Here is a 16,027-nt window from a genome sequence, read left to right as displayed (position 1 = left end):
CGGCTAGTCCTCGTTCAAGTAGAGTTTGCCGCGGAACTCGGGGTGCATGAGGTTCTCCATGCTGAACACGCGTTCGAGTTCGTCTTCGCTCATCAGGCCGTGCTCGAGGACGAGTTCGTGCACGCTACGGCCGGTTTCCGCGGCCTCCCTACCGATGAGGTCACCGTTGTGGTGACCGATGTACGGGTTGAGGTAGGTGATGATGCCAATGGAATTGGTCACATAGTCCCGGCAGATCTCTGCATTGGCGGTAATCCCGGTGATGCACTTCTCGCGCAGGGTGCGCGCAGCGTTACCGAGAAGGTTGATGGAGGCGAAGATCGACTCAGCGATGACGGGTTCCATGACGTTGAGCTGCAGCTGGCCGGCCTCAGACGCCATGGTGACCGTGATGTCGTTGCCGAACACCTTGAAGCACACCTGGTTGACCACCTCGGGGATGACCGGGTTCACCTTCGCCGGCATGATCGAGGAGCCCGCCTGGCGTTCCGGCAGGTTGATCTCGTTCAGGCCCGCGCGCGGGCCGGAGGACAGAAGGCGCAGGTCGTTGCAGATCTTGGAGAGCTTCATCGCGGCGCGCTTGATCGCGGAGTGCATCATAACGTAGCTGCCCGTGTCCGAGGTCGCCTCGATGAGGTCCGGGGACGCCTGAATGTTCAGGCCGGTAACTTCGCGCAGCGCGGCGACGACCTGGTCGCGGTAGCCGGACGGGGTGTTGATGCCGGTGCCGATGGCGGTCGCGCCCAGGTTGACCTCGAGCAGCGCCTCCGCGGCGCTCTGGATCGTGCGCTGCTCCTCCAGCAGGTTCGCGCCGAAGGCGGTGAACTCTTGGCCCAGGGTCATGGGCACCGCGTCCTGCAGCTGGGTGCGGCCCATCTTGATCACGTCTTGGAACTCGTCGCCCTTCGCACGGAAGGCCTTCTGCAGCTCGTCGAGCTCCTCCAGCAGGCCCTGCACGGCGTAGTAGACGCCGAGACGGAAGCCCGTCGGGTACGCGTCGTTAGTGGACTGGGACATGTTGACGTCGTCATTCGGATTGACCTCGTCGTACGAGCCCTTATCAAAACCAAGGTGCTCCAGCGCGAGGTTAGCCACCACTTCGTTCGTGTTCATGTTCACCGAGGTGCCCGCGCCGCCCTGGAAGGCGTCGATGGGAAACTGGTCGAGGCAGCGGCCTTCGTCAAGGATCTGGTCGCAGGCCCACATGATCGCGTCCGCCTTTTTCTTCGGCAGAGTGTGCAGGCGCCGGTTGGCCATCGCGGCGGCCTTCTTGACCTGAACCATGCCGCGGATGAAGTCGGGGAGGTCATTGATGGTGGAGCCGGAGATGCGGAAGTTGTCCATGGCCCGCAGCGTGTGCACCCCGTAGTACACGTCACCGGGAACCTCCATGGTGCCGAGCAAATCTTCTTCGATTCGAGTAGTCATGAGCGCCATCATACGCACGCCCATTCACCGCGTTAGAGTCGAGCTATTCGCAGCTCAGTGGCAAGAATCCCCTCCGCGCCCACGGTCGCGAGCTCGTCCATTACCTTGTTCGCATCGTGGCGTGGCACCATCGCGCGCACCGCCACCCAGCCCTCCCGCGACAGCGGGGAGACCGTCGGGCCAGTGATGCCGGGGGTGATCGCCGACGAGGTGTCGAGCGCATCGCGGGAGATGTTGTAGTCGATCATCAGGTAGTTCTGCGCGTTGAGGATGCCGGTGATGCGCTTGAGGAGGACGTCGTGACGCGCATCAAGCTCGAAGCCAGCTCGCTTGACGACGACCGCCTCGCTGCTCGTCATCGGTTCACCGAAGGGGGCGAGCCCCTGCTGCCGGAGGGTCTGGCCGGTGGATACGACATCCGCGATGGCGTCGGCGACGCCGAGCTTGATGGAGATCTCCACCGCCCCGTCGAGGCGGATGACCTGTGCCGGGCGGATGCCGCGGGCAGCGAGGTAGTCCTCCACGAGGTGCGGGTACGAGGTGGCGATCCGCTTGCCGCCGAGGTCGTCGATCTCCCAGTGCTCGCCCTGCGGCGCGGCGAAGCGGAACGTCGAGCGCCCGAAACCGAGCTGGAGCACCTCCTCCACCTGCGCCCGCGAGTCGAGCGCGAGGTCGCGGCCCGTAATACCGAGGTCGAGGTGGCCTTGCGCCACGTAGATCGCGATGTCCTTGGGGCGCAGGTAGAAGAACTCGACCCCGTTGTCCTCGTCGGCGACGTTGAGGGCCTTGTGCAGGCCGCGGCCCTTGTACCCGGCCTCCTTGAGCACCTCCATCGCCTTTTCGGACAGGGAGCCCTTGTTGGGCACGGCAATTTTGATCACGGTTGCTCCTTCTAGAGGTACCTATAGATGTCGTCCGGGGTGAGCCCGCGCTTGAGCATCATCACCTGCGTCCAGTAGAGGAGCTGGCTCATCTCCTCGGCGAGTGCCGCGTCGGATTGGTACTCGGAGGCGATCCAGACCTCGCCAGCCTCCTCGATGATTTTCTTGCCGATGAAATGCTCCCCCTTCTCCAGCGCCTCGACGGTTCCGGAGCCTGCTGGGCGCTCCTCGGCCTTGCGGGACAGTTCGGCAAAGAGATCATCGAAGGTTTTCACGCTGAACTACTCTACCCATCCCCCCGCGCGGCCGCGGCGAACCACCTGTCCACGTCAGCAGCCTCCGCTCCGATGAAGCGTTCGGGAGAGAAAGAAACCACGTGGTCGGGCACCTCGGCAGCGAGGCCCAGCACGGTGCAGCCTGCGGCCACGGCAGCGCTCATCCCTGCCCACGAATCCTCAACGACGAGGCAGTCCGCGGGGCGCTCGCCCACGCGGCGTACGGCCTCGAGGTAGATATCGGGGGCCGGCTTCGGTCGCGAGACTTCGTCGGCGGTAATGGAATCGACGAAGAAGTCGGTGCCGATGGCGGCGATGCAGGCGTCGGCAAGCTGGCGTTCCGTGTTCGTGGTCACGAACATCCGCATCCCCGCGTCCGCGAGCGAGGTGAGAAGCCCACGTATCCCGGGGTTGGGCTCAAGGCCGGTGCCCAGCAGCTGCCCCATGCGCTCGTAGATCCAGGCGTGATAGCGCTCGTAGTCGCCGTCGCGCAGCGTGTAGCCCGCGTTGGCGGCGCAGACGTTCAACGTGTTGGCGAAGCTTCCGCCGACGGTCTTTTCTCGGAGCTCGGGCGTGAGCGGGCGTCCGAGCATCTCCGCGAGCTCGTAGGTGGCAATCCCCCACAACGGCTCGGTGTCCACGAGCGTGCCGTCCATGTCCCAGAAGATGGCACGCGGGCCTCGGTGTGTCACAGGCTACTCAAACTCCGGCAGATCGCTGAGAGCCTCGTCGTCCGCGCCGGTCGCGGCCGCCGCGCGGAAGACCAGGGACTCCAGGTCCGCCTTTTCTTCCGGCTCGAGCACAGCATCGTGGTGCTCGGCGTTGAACTCGCGCAGGTTGTCGTAGAAGGCGGCGACAACCTTGGACAGGGCCTCGCCCTCGGGGTCGTCGCCGAGGAGCTCCAGCGCGTCGAGGAAGGCCTCGATGATGTGCTTCAGGGTGGGAAGTACCTCTGGGTCGAAGGGCTGCTCCCACAGCTCCTTGTCTTCCTCCCGCAGGTAGGAGCCGGAGGCGAAGGTGGTCAGGTCGGCGATGAACTCGTCGACGTCGCTTTGGAACTGCTCGCGGATGCTCATGCGTTCATTGTGCGCGAAGACGGTTCCAACTGCACGCCGAGGAGGCCATCGACAGCGCGGGCGACGATGCCCTCGTGGTCGCCGGTGAGCGCGTCGAGGACGGCGAGGGCGCGCGGCGTGTCCAAGTCGTCAGCGAGGGCCTCGCGCAGCTGCGCGACGACCCCGAGCGCCTCCTCCTCGCTGGAGCGCTGCGCGGCGGCGGCCCTCCAGCGCGACAGGCGCTCGCGTGCGTCGTCGACCAGCGCGGGCGAAAACTCGCGGTCGTCGCGGTAGTGCTGCGAGAACAGGGCGACGCGGATCCCCGACGGCTCGACGCCGTCCTCGGTGAGCGAGTGCACAAACACGAGGTTTCCCAGGGACTTCGACATCTTCGTGCCGTCGAGGGCGATCATGCCCGAGTGGACGTAGTGGCCCGCCATGCGGTCGACGCCGTAGGCCGCCTCGGCGTGCGCGGCGGAGAACTCGTGGTGCGGGAAAGCGAGGTCGGAGCCGCCTCCTTGGATCGCGAAGGTGCGGCCCAAACGGTTGGTGGCAATCGCGGAGCACTCCACGTGCCAGCCTGGCCGGCCCGCGCCAAAGGGCGCCTCCCACGCGGGCTCGCCCTCGCGGTGCCCGCGCCACACCAACGCGTCGAGCGGGTCGCGCTTGCCCTCACGCTCTGGGTCGCCGCCGCGCTCCGCGAACAGCTCGTCCATCTCGGCACGATCCAGGTTAGAGGCGTACCCGAACTGCTCTGTCGCCGCGATCGAGGCGTAAATATCGCCGTGATCAATCTGGTAGGCGGCACCGCGTTCGAGCAGCACGGAAACCATCTCCACGACCTCGTCGACGGCCTCCATCGCACCGATGTAGTCGCGCGGCGGGATGACCCCGAGGACCTCCATGTCGCTGCGGAACAGATCGATCTGCGAGGAGCCCAGCTCGCGCCAGTCCACGCCGTCGCGCTCGGCGCGCTCGAACAACGGGTCGTCGACGTCCGTGATGTTCTGGACGTAGTGGACTCGGTGGCCGTTGGCCACAAGCTGCCGGTACACCAGATCGAAGGTGAGGTAGGTCGCGGCGTGCCCGAGGTGGGTCGAGTCGTAAGGGGTAATCCCGCAGACGTACATACCCACCTCCCCGTTCGCGTCGGGGGCGACATCGACAGCCTTGACGCGGCGGTCGGCGGTGTCGTAGAGGCTGAGTTCGACAGGGTCGCCCGGCACGTCGGCTACGGGCGGTGTGGGCCAAGAACGCATGCCCCTACCCTAGCGCTCGGCTACCCCGGGCTCATCACACCGGTGGCGAGCAGGATCATCACGATGATGCCGAGCGGGATGCGGTATGCGGCGAACCAGGCAAACGAATGGTGGGAGACGAAACGCAGCAGCCACGCGATGGACGCGTAGCCGAGGACGAAGGCGATCGCGCTGCCCACCAGCAGCTGAGCACCGCTGGCGGCTTGCCCGGCTTGGGGGTCGAAGGCGTCGGGAAGCGAAAAGAGCCCCGAGGCAAGCACGGCCGGGATGGCCAACAGGAAGCTAAAGCGCGTTGCCACCTCGCGGTCGAGGTTGAGAAACAGGCCGCCGGAAACCGTGCCGCCTGAGCGCGACACGCCGGGGATGAGCGCGAGGCACTGCCACAGACCCATGACCACGGCGTCTTTCATGGTCAGTTCCTCGAAGGTGCGCTTCTTGGTGCCCACCCGCTCCGCGACAATAAACACGAAGGAGAAAAGGATGAGCACCGTCGCGGTGATCCACAGGTTGCGGAAGTTTTCGCGGATGAGGTCTTGCAGCAAAAACCCGGCGAGGCCGACCGGGATCGTACCGACGATGACCATCCACCCCATCCGATAGTCGAAGCCGCGCTCCTGCTTGTTCACCAGCCCGCGGAACCACCCGGTGACAAAGCGCCAGATGTCCCGCGCAAAAAAGACGAGCACCGCCAGCTCCGTGCCCAACTGGATCACCGCCGTAAAGCTCGCTCCGGCGTCCTCACCCCAGAACAGCTCGGAGACGATCCGCAGGTGGCCGGAGGAGGAGACGGGGAGAAACTCGGTCAGCCCCTGCACCACCGAGAGGACGACCACCTGGATCCAGCTCATGTTCATGGGAGGGAACCATACACCGCGGGCGTTGCTACTCTAAGCAACCGTGAGTGTGCGTGTGAAGAAAGCGGCGGTCGCGGCCACATTGGTTGCCTGCCTCGCCGCCTGTCAGTCCGAGCCTCCGCAGCCGGAGGCATCCGCGTCGATGGGCAACGCCACCCCGGCGCCCTCCCCGGCCTCCACGGAAACCGCGAGTCCCGCGGGCGCTGTGCACCCCTTTGCCGCCATCAGCGAGATTGAGGCCTCCGGGGACCTCCTCGCGGTCCGCACCGGCTCGACGCTCCACGTGGGCACGCTCGACGACATCGTCGACGGCACCGCCGCGACGCACACGCTTGACGACGCCTGCGGGGCCCTCTCCCCTAACAACGGCACCTTCGTCACCGCCTGCGGCACAGACATCCGCCTGTTTACCGCCAAGGGCGCCGACAGCGTCACGCTCGACGAGCCGGCCAGCGCCGCCGCCGTGACCACCACCGGCGAGATCATCGCCGCCTCGGGCGACGACAGCTCCGTGCGCGTCATCCGCGACGGCGACGTCGAGGACACCTTCACGGTCGCCCGCGAGACCGACCGGGTTGTGGCCGCGCAGAACGGCGAGGGCAGCCCCGACTCCGTCGTGCGCGTGAACAACTTCGACACCACCATCCAGGACCTCGACTGGCGCGCGGGGCGCCAAGGCGGCACCCTTCGCGCGGGGCTCGGGGTTGGCAAAGTGGCGGCCGCGCCTCAGGGCACCATCCTCGCCGCCGACACCACGGGTTCGCAGCTGCTGGTGTACAACACGGACGATGTGATCCGCCTGCAAATGACGGCCCCGGTAGCCGACAGCCCGTGGGCCGTGGCGTGGGACGTGCCCGCAGAGCTGGCGTGGGTGGCCTCGACGTCCACGAACACCGCCGAGGGCTACTCCCTTGCCACCGGCGTCCCCATCAAAACCGCCTCCTTCCCCACTGTCGCCGACGCCCAGTCGCTCGCTGCGCTGCCCGATGGGACACTCGTCCTCGGTTCCGCGACGGGCGAGGGTCTCCAGGTCGTCGCTCCCTCCCAGCTAGAAAGGTAGCCATGCGGCCCTACGAATTTCTCCTCAAAGGCATGTTCCTCCTTCCCCCGGAACGCATCCACGGCATCGTCGGCGGCGCCTTCCGCACCCTGCATGTCCTCGGGCCGGTGAACCGCGCCGTGGAAAGGGCAGTCCGAGTCCACGACCCTGTCCTTGAACAGGAGCTGTTCGGGGTGCGCTTCCCCGCCCCGCTCGGGCTGGCCGCGGGCCTCGACAAAAACGGCACGGCCATCGACGCCTGGGGGGCTGCGGGCTTTGGCTTTGCGGAGGTCGGCACCGTCACGCCGCGGCCCCAGCCCGGCAACCCGGCGCCGCGGCTGTTTCGGCTGCCCGCCGACAAAGCCATCCTCAACCGCATGGGTTTCAACAACACGGGCGCGCTCGCCGTGGCGGCGAACCTGCGAGGACGCCGCTCTTCGGACGTGGTGGGCATCAACATCGGCAAAAACAAGACGGCCGACGACGCCGTGGCCGACTACCGCGCTGGCGCCACGCTGCTCGGGCCACTCGCGGATTATGTCGTCGTCAACGTCTCCTCCCCCAATACCCCCGGGTTGCGCGACCTGCAGGCCGTCGAGGAGCTGCGCCCGATCCTCGAGGTGGTCACGGAGAGCACCGACACCCCCGTGTTGGTGAAGATCGCCCCCGACCTCAGCGACGAGGATATCGACGCCGTCGCCGACCTCGCCGTCGAGCTGGGACTCGCCGGGATCGTGGCCACCAACACGACAATCTCCCGCGAGGGCTTAGCCACGGACCCCGCCGAGGTGGAGAAGATGGGCGCCGGCGGCATCTCGGGCGCACCGCTTGCCGCGCGCTCTCTTGAGGTGCTGACGCGGCTCAACGAGCGCGTCGGCGATTCGCTCGTGCTCGTGAGCGTCGGCGGGATCTCCACACCCGAGCAGGCGTGGGAGCGCATCGCTGCAGGCGCGAGCCTTCTGCAGGGCTATACGCCCTTCATCTACGGCGGCCCGGGCTGGATCCGTCGTATCCACCGGGCGCTGGCGGAGCAGGTGCGGGCGCACGGGTTGGCGTCGATAAGCGAGGCCGTCGGTAGCGGGCTCAGCTGGCGCTGCGACGCAGAATAAGCGCGCAGGCCGCCGCCGCGGCCGCCCAGAGGACCAGCCAAAAGGTCTGGGTGGCAACGATCGTCACCGCGGGCAGCGCGACGCCCACAATAACGAGCAACACCGCGCACGCGAGCGCGATGACCTGCCCGCGGGAGCGTTCCTGTCCGCGCACGAAGGTCGCGTTCGCGCCGAAGAGCGCCGCCGCAGCAACGATGCTGAGAACCTGCGGCGTGATGGGGAAGATCGGCTCGCCGCGGAAGAACCACACCGCGGCGTAGATGACCAAGACGAGGGCGATGGTGAGAAAAGCGCCGCCCGCGCGAAGCTGAACCGGAATCATTCCCCCGAGGCTACTTCTCCTCGTACCAGCCCCAGACATGCGCCCGACCCAGCGAGTGGAAGTAGAGGTTGAACGCCAGCACGGTCGGCGTCGCGTCCTCGGGCACGTCCAGCTTCTCCACGTCCACGGCGTGCACCGCGAAGATGTAGCGGTGCGGGGCGTGCCCGGCCGGCGGGTTCGCACCGTAGTAGGCGCGCTGGCCGGAATCGCCGACGAGCGTCGTCGCCCCCAGGCCCAAGTCCGCGGTGCTGCCCGCGCCCTGCGGGAGCTCCGTGGCGTCGGCTGGGATGTTGAAGGCGGCCCAGTGCCAAAAGCCCGCCCCCGTGGGGGCGTCTGGGTCGTAGCACGTCACGGCCAGTGATTTCGTGCCCTCGGGCAGTCCCGACCATGACAGCTGCGGCGAGACCGCGTGGTCGCCGGCGAACTTCTCGTCGAGCTGCTCGCCCTCCTTCACGTCCGGGGTCGTCAGCGTGAAGCTGGGGACGCTGGCCATGGAAGGCAGCGGGTCGTGGCCAGGGAACACGTCAGAGGTGTAGTCGTAGGTAGTCATGGTTTCCTTTCTACCCGAACGCGCCAGCCTGCCGGGCGGGTAGGGGAAATTACCTGGCTGTCATGCGCCGGGTTCGGTCTCTCGAAAAATTGCTGTTGACCTCGCGATTTGTCTCGTCGCACCCGCCGCCCTATAGTAATGCAGGTGCCCAGCCGAGAGGCTGACAACAACACCCGGCCCGGGTGGCGGAATGGCAGACGCGCTAGCTTGAGGTGCTAGTGTCCTATTAACGGACGTGGGGGTTCAAGTCCCCCCTCGGGCACAGAGTGAAGTCTCGAGTCATCGTTTACACGTTGGCCCGAGACTTTTTTCGTTCCTGCCCCGCAAAGGAGGGTTAAACGACAAAATGTGTGTCTGGTGTCGGCGTGTCGCGGGGGTTAGATGTGGCCTTTTTGGATGCCGATTGAGTGGGTGTAGTTGGTGTCGATAGCGTTGTCGTAGAGGGCTGGTCGTCCTGTTTCGTGGTTGGCGTGGTTCTCGTTGTGGGTCAGGGTTGAAGCTTTGGCGAGTTGGTCCTGACCCCAGTTGGACTGTCTGGCGATCTCGACTGGGTCGTCAGGCAGTTCTGTTTTCAGGTAAAGCCACCAGTCGAGCATCCGGCGTTGATGCTCACCGGATCTGCCGCGATGGGTGCGGGCAAGCAGTTTCAGCTGGGCGTTGATCCCGCCTTCAAGACTGTTAGTCGTCGGTTTGATCCGCCCGGGGTTGATCACACCAGCGGGTGGGGCGAGGTAGACAAACAACAAGTTGTTGCGCCACAGGTGGTTGAGGCTGTTGTAGGCCTTGCGGGTGCGCTCATGCGTCCACGACCAGGTGCGTTGTTTCGTCAATGGGTCGGTTGTCCACGTTTTCTGGTTCATCCAGTCGCGGTAGATAGTGCCGTATTCGTGGAGCTTGGCACCCCACGCGGCCGCCTCATCAAGATCGGTGATCTTCGTGAGGTTAAGCGCGAGATGGTAGATCGCTCGTCCAGCATCCGTGCGCGGGCGGGAGGTGGTGTAGCGGCGTACCACGCGTTGGGCGTGGACAAGGCAGCGTTGGATCTTGGTGTTAGGCCAGCACTTTTTGATCGCGCTGGCTGCGCCTTGTCCACCGTCGATCACGGCGATCAGGGGCGCGGGGATGCGTTCACACAGTTGCTGGTAGTCGCGGGTGGTTTCGTGTGTGCACCAGTGCCAGGCAATGACGTGATCCAAAGTGGCGGCAACTATGAGACATCCGCCGGCGGTGTAGGTGCCGTCAAGAAAGACCTGGTCATAGACTCGGCCTTCGTGCCCGATGGTGGGATCGGGAACATCAACTAGCCAGAAGTGCTCAAACCGGCGTTGCAAGGTGCGTGGGTTGCAGCCTGTTTTGGCAGCGGTGATTTTCAGACTGTCACCCGTGGTGACGTGAGTGATAAAGGCGTTGAAGGCGGCGGCGTTGGTGATATCCGGCCGTCGTTTCGTGACGGAGGCACCGCAGATCTTGCATCGCCACCGAGTGCGGTTCGCGGAGGTTTTCCCATTACGCTTCATTTCGCCGCCGCACACAGCGCAGCGGGGTCGGTTCTTCGGCATTGGGCCACCACACCACCGGCCCCTACCACATCAACCACGCCACACCGGGGATATACGACCACAACAGCGGATATACGCTCTTGGGGCATATACTTCCGGAAATCGCCGAGGTCAGATACCGGAAATCACCAATTCCGGACACACATTTTGACCCTTAACCCGCAAAGGACCCACATTGCCTAGGCTTTCCGCTCCCCGCCTCGCCGCCCTTGTCTGCGCGGCGGTGCTCTTCGTCGCCGCGTGGGCCTTTCTCGACGTCCCGCCGCTGGCGGTCCTGCGCGAGTGGGCGGAACAAACGGGCCCGTGGTTTCCGCTCCTGTTTTGGCTGCTGTACGTGCTCATCACGCAGTTTCCCATCCCGCGCACCATCATGACGTTGTCGGCTGGTGTCCTCTTCGGCAGCGTCGGGGGCATTGCTTTGTCCATCACCGCCACGACGGTCGCGGCGGTAGTCTCCCTCGCCGTCGTGCGCAGCTTGCTGCGCGAGTGGATCGCTCCGCGCCTGACGCACCCCGCGGTCGAGGTGATCAACCGGCGCCTCGAAGAGCGTGGATGGCTCGCCGTCGCAAGCCTGCGCCTCATCGCGATTGTCCCCTTCTCCCTTATGAACTATGCGGCGGCGCTCACCCGGGTGAGGGTGCTCCCCTTCGCCGCGGCGACCTTCGTGGGATCGCTGCCCGGCACTGCGATCGTCGTCCTTTTCGGCGACACGCTCACGGGGCAGGCGAACCCGGCGGTCGTGGGCCTTAGCGTCGTGCTTGCGGTCGTCGGCGTCGGGGGCTTGCTTCTCGACGCCACACTGCCCACCCGGTCGACGCGCCGCGGCGTGGCGCGTCAAGGCGCAGGGGTAGACCAGTAGACTGAGGGGCCATGATTGCCGTACACGCGCGCTACCGCGGACGCGAAAAACGCCGGGCCGAACTGGTCCGACGTTCCGCCGAGGCGCTCGCAGCACTTCCGGGCGTCGGCGAATTCGAGATGGTTGGAGTCGAAGACATCCGCGCCCACGTGGAGTGCCCCGAGGCGGCCCTCAACCTCATCATGGCGCTGCTGTCCGACGCCAACTGGGCCGTTGGCCTCGGCATTACGCACGAGGGCAGCGCGCTCTATGCCGCCTCGGACGCCGTCGGCACCACCCCCGCGGCGGTGACGGTGACAGTGGAGGCGCCCGGGGCGGGCACGGCCGCCGAGGACATCGCCGCGGCCCTGGCGTTGCTTGCGTACGTGCTGCATAAGCGCACCCTCGAGGGGCGCGAGGCGACCGCTCTGCTGCGCAGCGGCTATAACCAGAACGAGGCGGCGGCCGAGCTGGGCATCTCCAAGCAGGCGATCAGCCAGCGCCTCCAGGCCGCTGGATGGCGCGCCGAGCAGGCCGGCTGGAGGCTTGTGCTCAACCTGATTACTCAGGCTGCTGCTGGTTAATGTCCAGCTCCCGGGAGGACGACGAGCTCGTCGTGCTCGCGGTGTTCGCCGCCGCCGCGGCGGTCGGGTCTGGGTCGTCGACGTGCTTGTTCGCCACCGCGCGGGCCTCGGCGAGCGCCTTCGCCAGCTCCGGGTCGGTCGAGGTGTCGAACCACTTGTCCGTGTTGTCCTGCCGCGCCATGTCGCGGGTTTCTGCGTCGACGGAGGCCGGCTCGTAGCGGAAGACGCCGTCGTCGTCCTTCTTGGCAAAGGCCTTGGCGAACTGCTCGAGCGAGTCTCCGAAGGCGGAGGGGATCATCCACAGGGTGGCGGCCTCGTTGTCCGCGATTTGCGGCAGCTTGTCCAGGTACTGGTACGCCAGCACCTCGGGGGTCACGCCGGAAGACTTGATGGACGCGTTAATCTTCTGGATCGCGCGGGCCTCACCCTGCGCGATGAGGAACTTCGCGGCGCGCTCGCCCTCGGCGCGCAAGATCGTTGCTTGGCGCTCGGCCTCCGCGGCGAGGATGGAGGCGTGCTTCTCGCCTTCTGCGGACAGAATGCGTGCCTGCTTCTCGCCCTCGGCGGTCTTAATGTCGGACTCGCGCTTGCCCTCGGCGGTGAGGATCATCGCGCGCTTCTCGCGGTCCGCCTTCATCTGCATCTCCATCGACTGCTGGATCGAGGGCGGCGGATCGATCGCCTTGAGCTCCACTCGGCTGATGCGAAGTCCCCACTTGCCGGTTGCGGCGTCGAGCTCGCCGCGCAGGCGGCGGTTGATTGTTTCGCGGGAGGTTAGCGTTTCTTCCAGGGTCATGCCGCCGACGACGTCGCGAAGCGTAGCTACCGAGATCTGCTCCACGCCGACGAGGTAGTTGTCCACACCGTAGATGGCCTTGGCTGGGTCGTTGATCTGGAACGTCACCACGATGTCGATGGCCACGGTCAGGTTATCCTGGGTGATCACGGCCTGCGGCGGGAAGGACACGACGCGTTCGCGCGTGTCCACCCGGGCGCGGACGCGGTCGATGAAGGGGGCCAGCAGCGTAATACCGCCGGAGACCGTTCGCGTGTAGCGTCCGAGTCGTTCAATCACGGCAGACTCGCCTTGAGGGATCAATTTGATCGAGGCAAACAGTACCGCCACCACCAACGCGAGGATGATGAGGGCAACAATAGCTCCCATTAGTTGTCCTTCCAGACGACCGCGACCGGGCCGTCGATGTCCGATACGGTTACGTGTTCCCCGGAGGCGATGCGGACCGCCGGGTCAAGCGCGCGGGCCGACCAGATCGTGCCGTCGAGGCGGATCTGGCCGCCGCCGGGCGTTATGTCCTCGATTACCTCCGCGCGGGATCCGACGAGGGTACGGGGTGAGTCGTTATACGCCCCCGGGGTGAGAAAGCGCCTGTGTAGATACGGGCGAAGAAACACCCAAAACGCTGCGGAGGTGGCGGCAAATACCGCAACCTCAGCCCACAATGGCAGGCCGAACAATGCGGCGCCCGAGGTCGTGAGCGCTCCGGCGGCAAGCATGAGGAAGGTAAATTCGCCGACGGCCAACTCGAGGCCCGCGAGTACTACTGCTCCGATTAACCACACGATCGCGCCCACGCCGCCAGCCTACATGTCTTCCTTTCGTAGCTGTGGGTTTGTTACGAAATCTATCAGCCTCTCGACAGCCCCGATCAACGTGTAGTCGAGGTCTCGGAACGTCCCCACCGAGCTATACACGCGCCGCCACCCCTCCTGCGGGTCGGACCACCCGAGTCTCCGGCACACGCCTTCCTTCCAGTCCTCGCCGTAGGGCACCTCGGGCCACGCCGGGATCTTCACGCTTGCCGGCTTTACCGCTGCCCAGATGTCAATGTACGGGTGGCCGGTCACCAACACGTGCGGTCCGACGTCTGCAACAAGGCGCGACTCCTTCGTCCCCTCGATGAGGTGATCGGCGAGCACGCCGATGCGTCGACCCGGCCCCGGCTCGAACTCAGCCAGCTTCTCAGCGAGGTTGTCTAAGCCCTCCAGATACTCCACGACGACACCTTCGACGCGCAGGTCATGGCCCCACACCTTCTCCACGATTGCGGCGTCGTGGATGCCTTCGACCCAGATCCGGCTCGGTTGGGCAACCTTCGCCCGCACCCCCTCGACTCTGCGCGACCCCGAGTTCGAGGTGCGCGGCGCCGTGTCCGTGCGCGGCACGTGGCGCGTGAGCGTCACCCGCGCACCGTCGACGAGGAACGCCCCCGGAAGTAGTTTGAACAGCCGCTGCGTCCCGTACCTGTCCTCGAGGCGGACGAATTCGCCGTCGTACGTGCGCTCGACCCCGAGGACCGCGCCGACGAACTCGTCACCGTAGACCTCCGCGACGAGCCCGGGCTCGGCCGGGACTTGCGGGTAGGACGGCGTTGTGCGGCGCGCGTGCCCGGCAAAGATGTCTCCTGCGTAACGGTCCATAGTCCGCTTACTCTATCCGCTAGGATAGCCGCGATGTACACGCGCGCCGAAGTCTATTCCCCTTTACAGAACACCGCGGTGTGGCTCGCTGCATGGCTCTACGGCCACGAACCGACCGACGAGCTCGTCGCCGCTCTTCGTGACCTCGGAGGCCCCCACGCCTACGGCGACGCACCGCTGTCGGCTTTGCTCAACGACGTCCGGTCGGCCGCCTCCCTCACCTCACCCGAGCCGGTAGTCCGGCTCATCCTCTGGGGCCCCGGCCAAGCCGCGGCGATTCCCCCGGCCTCCCCCGCGTTGCAGGCCTTAACCCCCGCCGGGGCGCTCGCGCTGCGCGAGAGCGAACACGTCCATCACCTTCTGGTCCCCTCCTACGGCGACGACGGGGTGCAGTGGCGCTGGTTCGAGGAGCACGAGCGCCTCCCCGAACCCGCATGGCTCTCGCCCGGAGAGGCCGACGCGCTCCTCGTAGAGGCGACGGACCGGGCGGCTCTTCTCATAGAGGCAGCGGGCGGCGCCTCCGCCGAGCTGCCCTCCCCCCGGTTGACGATGGGCTCGCTCGCCGATTTCTACGACGCGCCCGGGTTACCCGGCTGCGTACCCCCGCGTTCTGCGAAACTCTTTGCTAGGGCAGACAGTGTCGCGGCGATCGTTGAGACGGTCACCGACCGCCTCAACGACCACAGCCTCGACCCGCACCTGTTCGCCCTCTGGCGCCACATCCGCACTGCGCGCATGGCCGGGGTGGCCAACGCGGTGCACGAACTGTGGCGCGAGGCCTACGGCTAGGCGCTGGCGGGCTTCGGCTGGGCCGGTGCGCAGCACTTCGCCGCGCAGGGCGCGCCGTTGACCGTGCAGCCCTGCACGGTGACTTCGGACAGGGTGGGCGGCGTCGATCCCTGCGCGACGTTCTCCGCGATATCGACGACCATCGCGGCAAAGTCCTTGGTCAGGCCTACTGTGGGAACGCGGTCCAGGCTCATGCCTTTGTCCTCGACCGCTTCTTTGAGTTCGGTGTCTAGGTCCCACACGACCTCCATGTGGTCCGTAATAAACCCGATGGGCACGCAGATGATGTGCTCGGGACGGTCCGCGGCGTGGATCTCAAGCGAACGGTCCACGACGTCGGGCTCGAGCCACGGGGTGGCCGGGTTACCCGAGCGGGACTGCCAGACAACCTCGTAGTCGTCCACGCCCGCGTCCTTGGCCACGAGGCGCGCGGCCTCGGCAACCTGGCGCGAGTACAGCTGCGAGTCCTGCGGGCCGCCCGAGGCCTGATCCGCCGCGGTGGGGACGCTGTGGGCGGAGAAGAGGATCGCCGTCCGCTTCCCCTCGGCGCGCTCGACTGCCTCGCGCAGGTACTCAGCGTTGAGCCGAATAAAGTCCGGGTGGCCGTAGAACTGCCACAGCTTGGTGAACTCTAGCTCTGGCGTCGCCTCCCGCAGGCGCAGGATGTCCTCGTCATACTGGCGGCACGCGGAGTATCCGCCCCACGCTGAGGTAGCGAACACGAGGACTCGTCGGTGGCCGTCGGCAGCGATCCTGCGCGCGGCATCTTCCGCGAACGGCCGCCAGTTGCGGTTGCCGAAGTAGACCGGCAGGTCGATGCCGCGGGTCGTGAGCTCGTCCTCCACGTTCGCGATGATTTCCCGATTCTGCGCGGTGATGGGGCTGACACCGCCGAAGTGGAAGTAGTGCTCCCCTACCTCTGCGAGGCGCTCGCGGGGGATGCCGCGCCCGCGGGTCACGTTCTCCAGAAAAGGAATAACCTCGTCCTCTCCCTCGGGGCCACCGAAGGAAAGGACGAGGAGTGCGTCGTAGTCATGAAATGCCAT

At 66.1% G+C, this 16,027-nt stretch carries 19 protein-coding genes and 1 tRNA gene; 6 read left to right on the top strand and 14 right to left on the bottom strand.

What is annotated here, in order from left to right:
• Nucleotides 1–3 precede the first annotated feature (3 nt).
• Genes aspA through BLT81_RS04505 form a run of 7 tightly spaced genes read right to left on the bottom strand, consistent with a single transcriptional unit; the run spans nt 4 to nt 5,746 of the window.
• Nucleotides 4–1,428, bottom strand: a complete 1,425-nt coding sequence (gene aspA, locus BLT81_RS04535; RefSeq protein WP_040421649.1) for an aspartate ammonia-lyase — start codon at nt 1,426–1,428, stop codon at nt 4–6.
• A gap of 32 nt (nt 1,429–1,460) precedes the next feature.
• Nucleotides 1,461–2,309 (bottom strand): ATP phosphoribosyltransferase, encoded by an 849-nt coding sequence (hisG, locus tag BLT81_RS04530; protein WP_019194639.1) that lies wholly within the window; start codon nt 2,307–2,309, stop codon nt 1,461–1,463.
• 11 nt (nt 2,310–2,320) lie between these two features.
• A complete protein-coding gene (locus BLT81_RS04525; RefSeq protein WP_019194638.1) occupies nt 2,321–2,584 on the bottom strand; it encodes a phosphoribosyl-ATP diphosphatase in 264 nt (87 codons plus the stop codon).
• 11 nt (nt 2,585–2,595) lie between these two features.
• Complete coding sequence (locus BLT81_RS04520; RefSeq protein ID WP_040421589.1) at nt 2,596–3,276, bottom strand: HAD family hydrolase; 681 nt, start codon at nt 3,274–3,276, stop codon at nt 2,596–2,598.
• Nucleotides 3,277–3,279: 3 nt separating this feature from the next.
• Nucleotides 3,280–3,660: a hypothetical protein gene (locus tag BLT81_RS04515; RefSeq protein ID WP_019194636.1), complete on the bottom strand. Its 381-nt coding sequence runs from the start codon at nt 3,658–3,660 to the stop codon at nt 3,280–3,282.
• A complete protein-coding gene (gene mshC / locus BLT81_RS04510) occupies nt 3,657–4,898 on the bottom strand; it encodes a cysteine--1-D-myo-inosityl 2-amino-2-deoxy-alpha-D-glucopyranoside ligase (protein ID WP_040421587.1) in 1,242 nt (413 codons plus the stop codon). The genes BLT81_RS04515 and mshC overlap by 4 nt, the downstream gene beginning before the upstream one ends.
• Nucleotides 4,899–4,918: 20 nt before the next feature.
• Nucleotides 4,919–5,746, bottom strand: a complete 828-nt coding sequence (locus BLT81_RS04505) for an undecaprenyl-diphosphate phosphatase (RefSeq protein WP_081582974.1) — start codon at nt 5,744–5,746, stop codon at nt 4,919–4,921.
• A gap of 49 nt (nt 5,747–5,795) precedes the next feature.
• Between BLT81_RS04505 and BLT81_RS04500 the strand changes: the two genes are divergently transcribed.
• Both BLT81_RS04500 and BLT81_RS04495 read left to right on the top strand, forming a co-directional pair.
• Nucleotides 5,796–6,812: a WD40 repeat domain-containing protein gene (locus BLT81_RS04500; protein ID WP_040421584.1), complete on the top strand. Its 1,017-nt coding sequence runs from the start codon at nt 5,796–5,798 to the stop codon at nt 6,810–6,812.
• Nucleotides 6,813–6,814: 2 nt separating this feature from the next.
• Entirely contained in the window at nt 6,815–7,900 is a 1,086-nt protein-coding gene (locus BLT81_RS04495) for a quinone-dependent dihydroorotate dehydrogenase (protein ID WP_019194632.1), read from the top strand.
• Here the strand turns inward: BLT81_RS04495 and BLT81_RS04490 are convergent.
• On the bottom strand, nt 7,875–8,222 hold the full coding sequence (locus tag BLT81_RS04490) for a hypothetical protein (RefSeq protein WP_019194631.1): 348 nt from the start codon (nt 8,220–8,222) through the stop codon (nt 7,875–7,877). The two genes, BLT81_RS04495 and BLT81_RS04490, sit on opposite strands and share 26 nt — an antisense overlap.
• 10 nt (nt 8,223–8,232) lie before the next feature.
• Complete coding sequence (locus tag BLT81_RS04485; RefSeq protein ID WP_019194630.1) at nt 8,233–8,772, bottom strand: YbhB/YbcL family Raf kinase inhibitor-like protein; 540 nt, start codon at nt 8,770–8,772, stop codon at nt 8,233–8,235.
• 176 nt (nt 8,773–8,948) lie between these two features.
• Between BLT81_RS04485 and BLT81_RS04480 the strand changes: the two genes are divergently transcribed.
• A tRNA-Leu gene (locus tag BLT81_RS04480) sits at nt 8,949–9,034 on the top strand.
• Nucleotides 9,035–9,149: 115 nt separating this feature from the next.
• On the opposite strand, the gene BLT81_RS04475 is transcribed toward BLT81_RS04480, so the two are convergent.
• On the bottom strand, nt 9,150–10,331 hold the full coding sequence (locus BLT81_RS04475) for an IS1249 family transposase (RefSeq protein WP_083337249.1): 1,182 nt from the start codon (nt 10,329–10,331) through the stop codon (nt 9,150–9,152).
• Between the two features lie 175 nt (nt 10,332–10,506).
• On the opposite strand from BLT81_RS04475, the gene BLT81_RS04470 reads away from it, so the two are divergent.
• Nucleotides 10,507–11,190: a TVP38/TMEM64 family protein gene (locus tag BLT81_RS04470; RefSeq protein WP_019194628.1), complete on the top strand. Its 684-nt coding sequence runs from the start codon at nt 10,507–10,509 to the stop codon at nt 11,188–11,190.
• 11 nt (nt 11,191–11,201) lie between these two features.
• Nucleotides 11,202–11,753 carry a hypothetical protein gene (locus tag BLT81_RS04465; protein WP_019194627.1) on the top strand — a complete coding sequence of 184 codons (552 nt, stop codon included), beginning with the start codon at nt 11,202–11,204 and terminating at the stop codon, nt 11,751–11,753.
• Here BLT81_RS04465 and BLT81_RS04460 read toward each other — a convergent pair.
• The 3 genes from BLT81_RS04460 to BLT81_RS04450 are packed head-to-tail and all read right to left on the bottom strand — an operon-like array spanning nt 11,731 to nt 14,192.
• Entirely contained in the window at nt 11,731–12,918 is a 1,188-nt protein-coding gene (locus tag BLT81_RS04460; protein ID WP_019194626.1) for an SPFH domain-containing protein, read from the bottom strand. The genes BLT81_RS04465 and BLT81_RS04460 overlap by 23 nt on opposite strands.
• A complete protein-coding gene (locus BLT81_RS04455) occupies nt 12,918–13,346 on the bottom strand; it encodes an NfeD family protein (protein WP_019194625.1) in 429 nt (142 codons plus the stop codon). Before BLT81_RS04455 ends, BLT81_RS04460 begins: the two co-directional genes overlap by 1 nt.
• Nucleotides 13,347–13,355: 9 nt before the next feature.
• The gene (locus tag BLT81_RS04450; RefSeq protein ID WP_019194624.1) at nt 13,356–14,192 is read right to left on the bottom strand and encodes a DUF3097 domain-containing protein; all 837 of its coding nucleotides are present in this window, start codon (nt 14,190–14,192) and stop codon (nt 13,356–13,358) included.
• A gap of 33 nt (nt 14,193–14,225) precedes the next feature.
• Between BLT81_RS04450 and BLT81_RS04445 the strand changes: the two genes are divergently transcribed.
• Nucleotides 14,226–14,981, top strand: a complete 756-nt coding sequence (locus BLT81_RS04445) for a hypothetical protein (protein ID WP_019194623.1) — start codon at nt 14,226–14,228, stop codon at nt 14,979–14,981.
• Here BLT81_RS04445 and BLT81_RS04440 read toward each other — a convergent pair.
• Nucleotides 14,978–16,027 (bottom strand): ferrochelatase, encoded by a 1,050-nt coding sequence (locus tag BLT81_RS04440; RefSeq protein WP_019194622.1) that lies wholly within the window; start codon nt 16,025–16,027, stop codon nt 14,978–14,980. The two genes, BLT81_RS04445 and BLT81_RS04440, sit on opposite strands and share 4 nt — an antisense overlap.

Source organism: Corynebacterium timonense (assembly GCF_900105305.1).
GTDB lineage: Bacteria > Actinomycetota > Actinomycetes > Mycobacteriales > Mycobacteriaceae > Corynebacterium > Corynebacterium timonense.
Note: the sequence above shows the minus strand (reverse complement) of the source record. Positions and strands in the feature narration are given on the sequence as shown.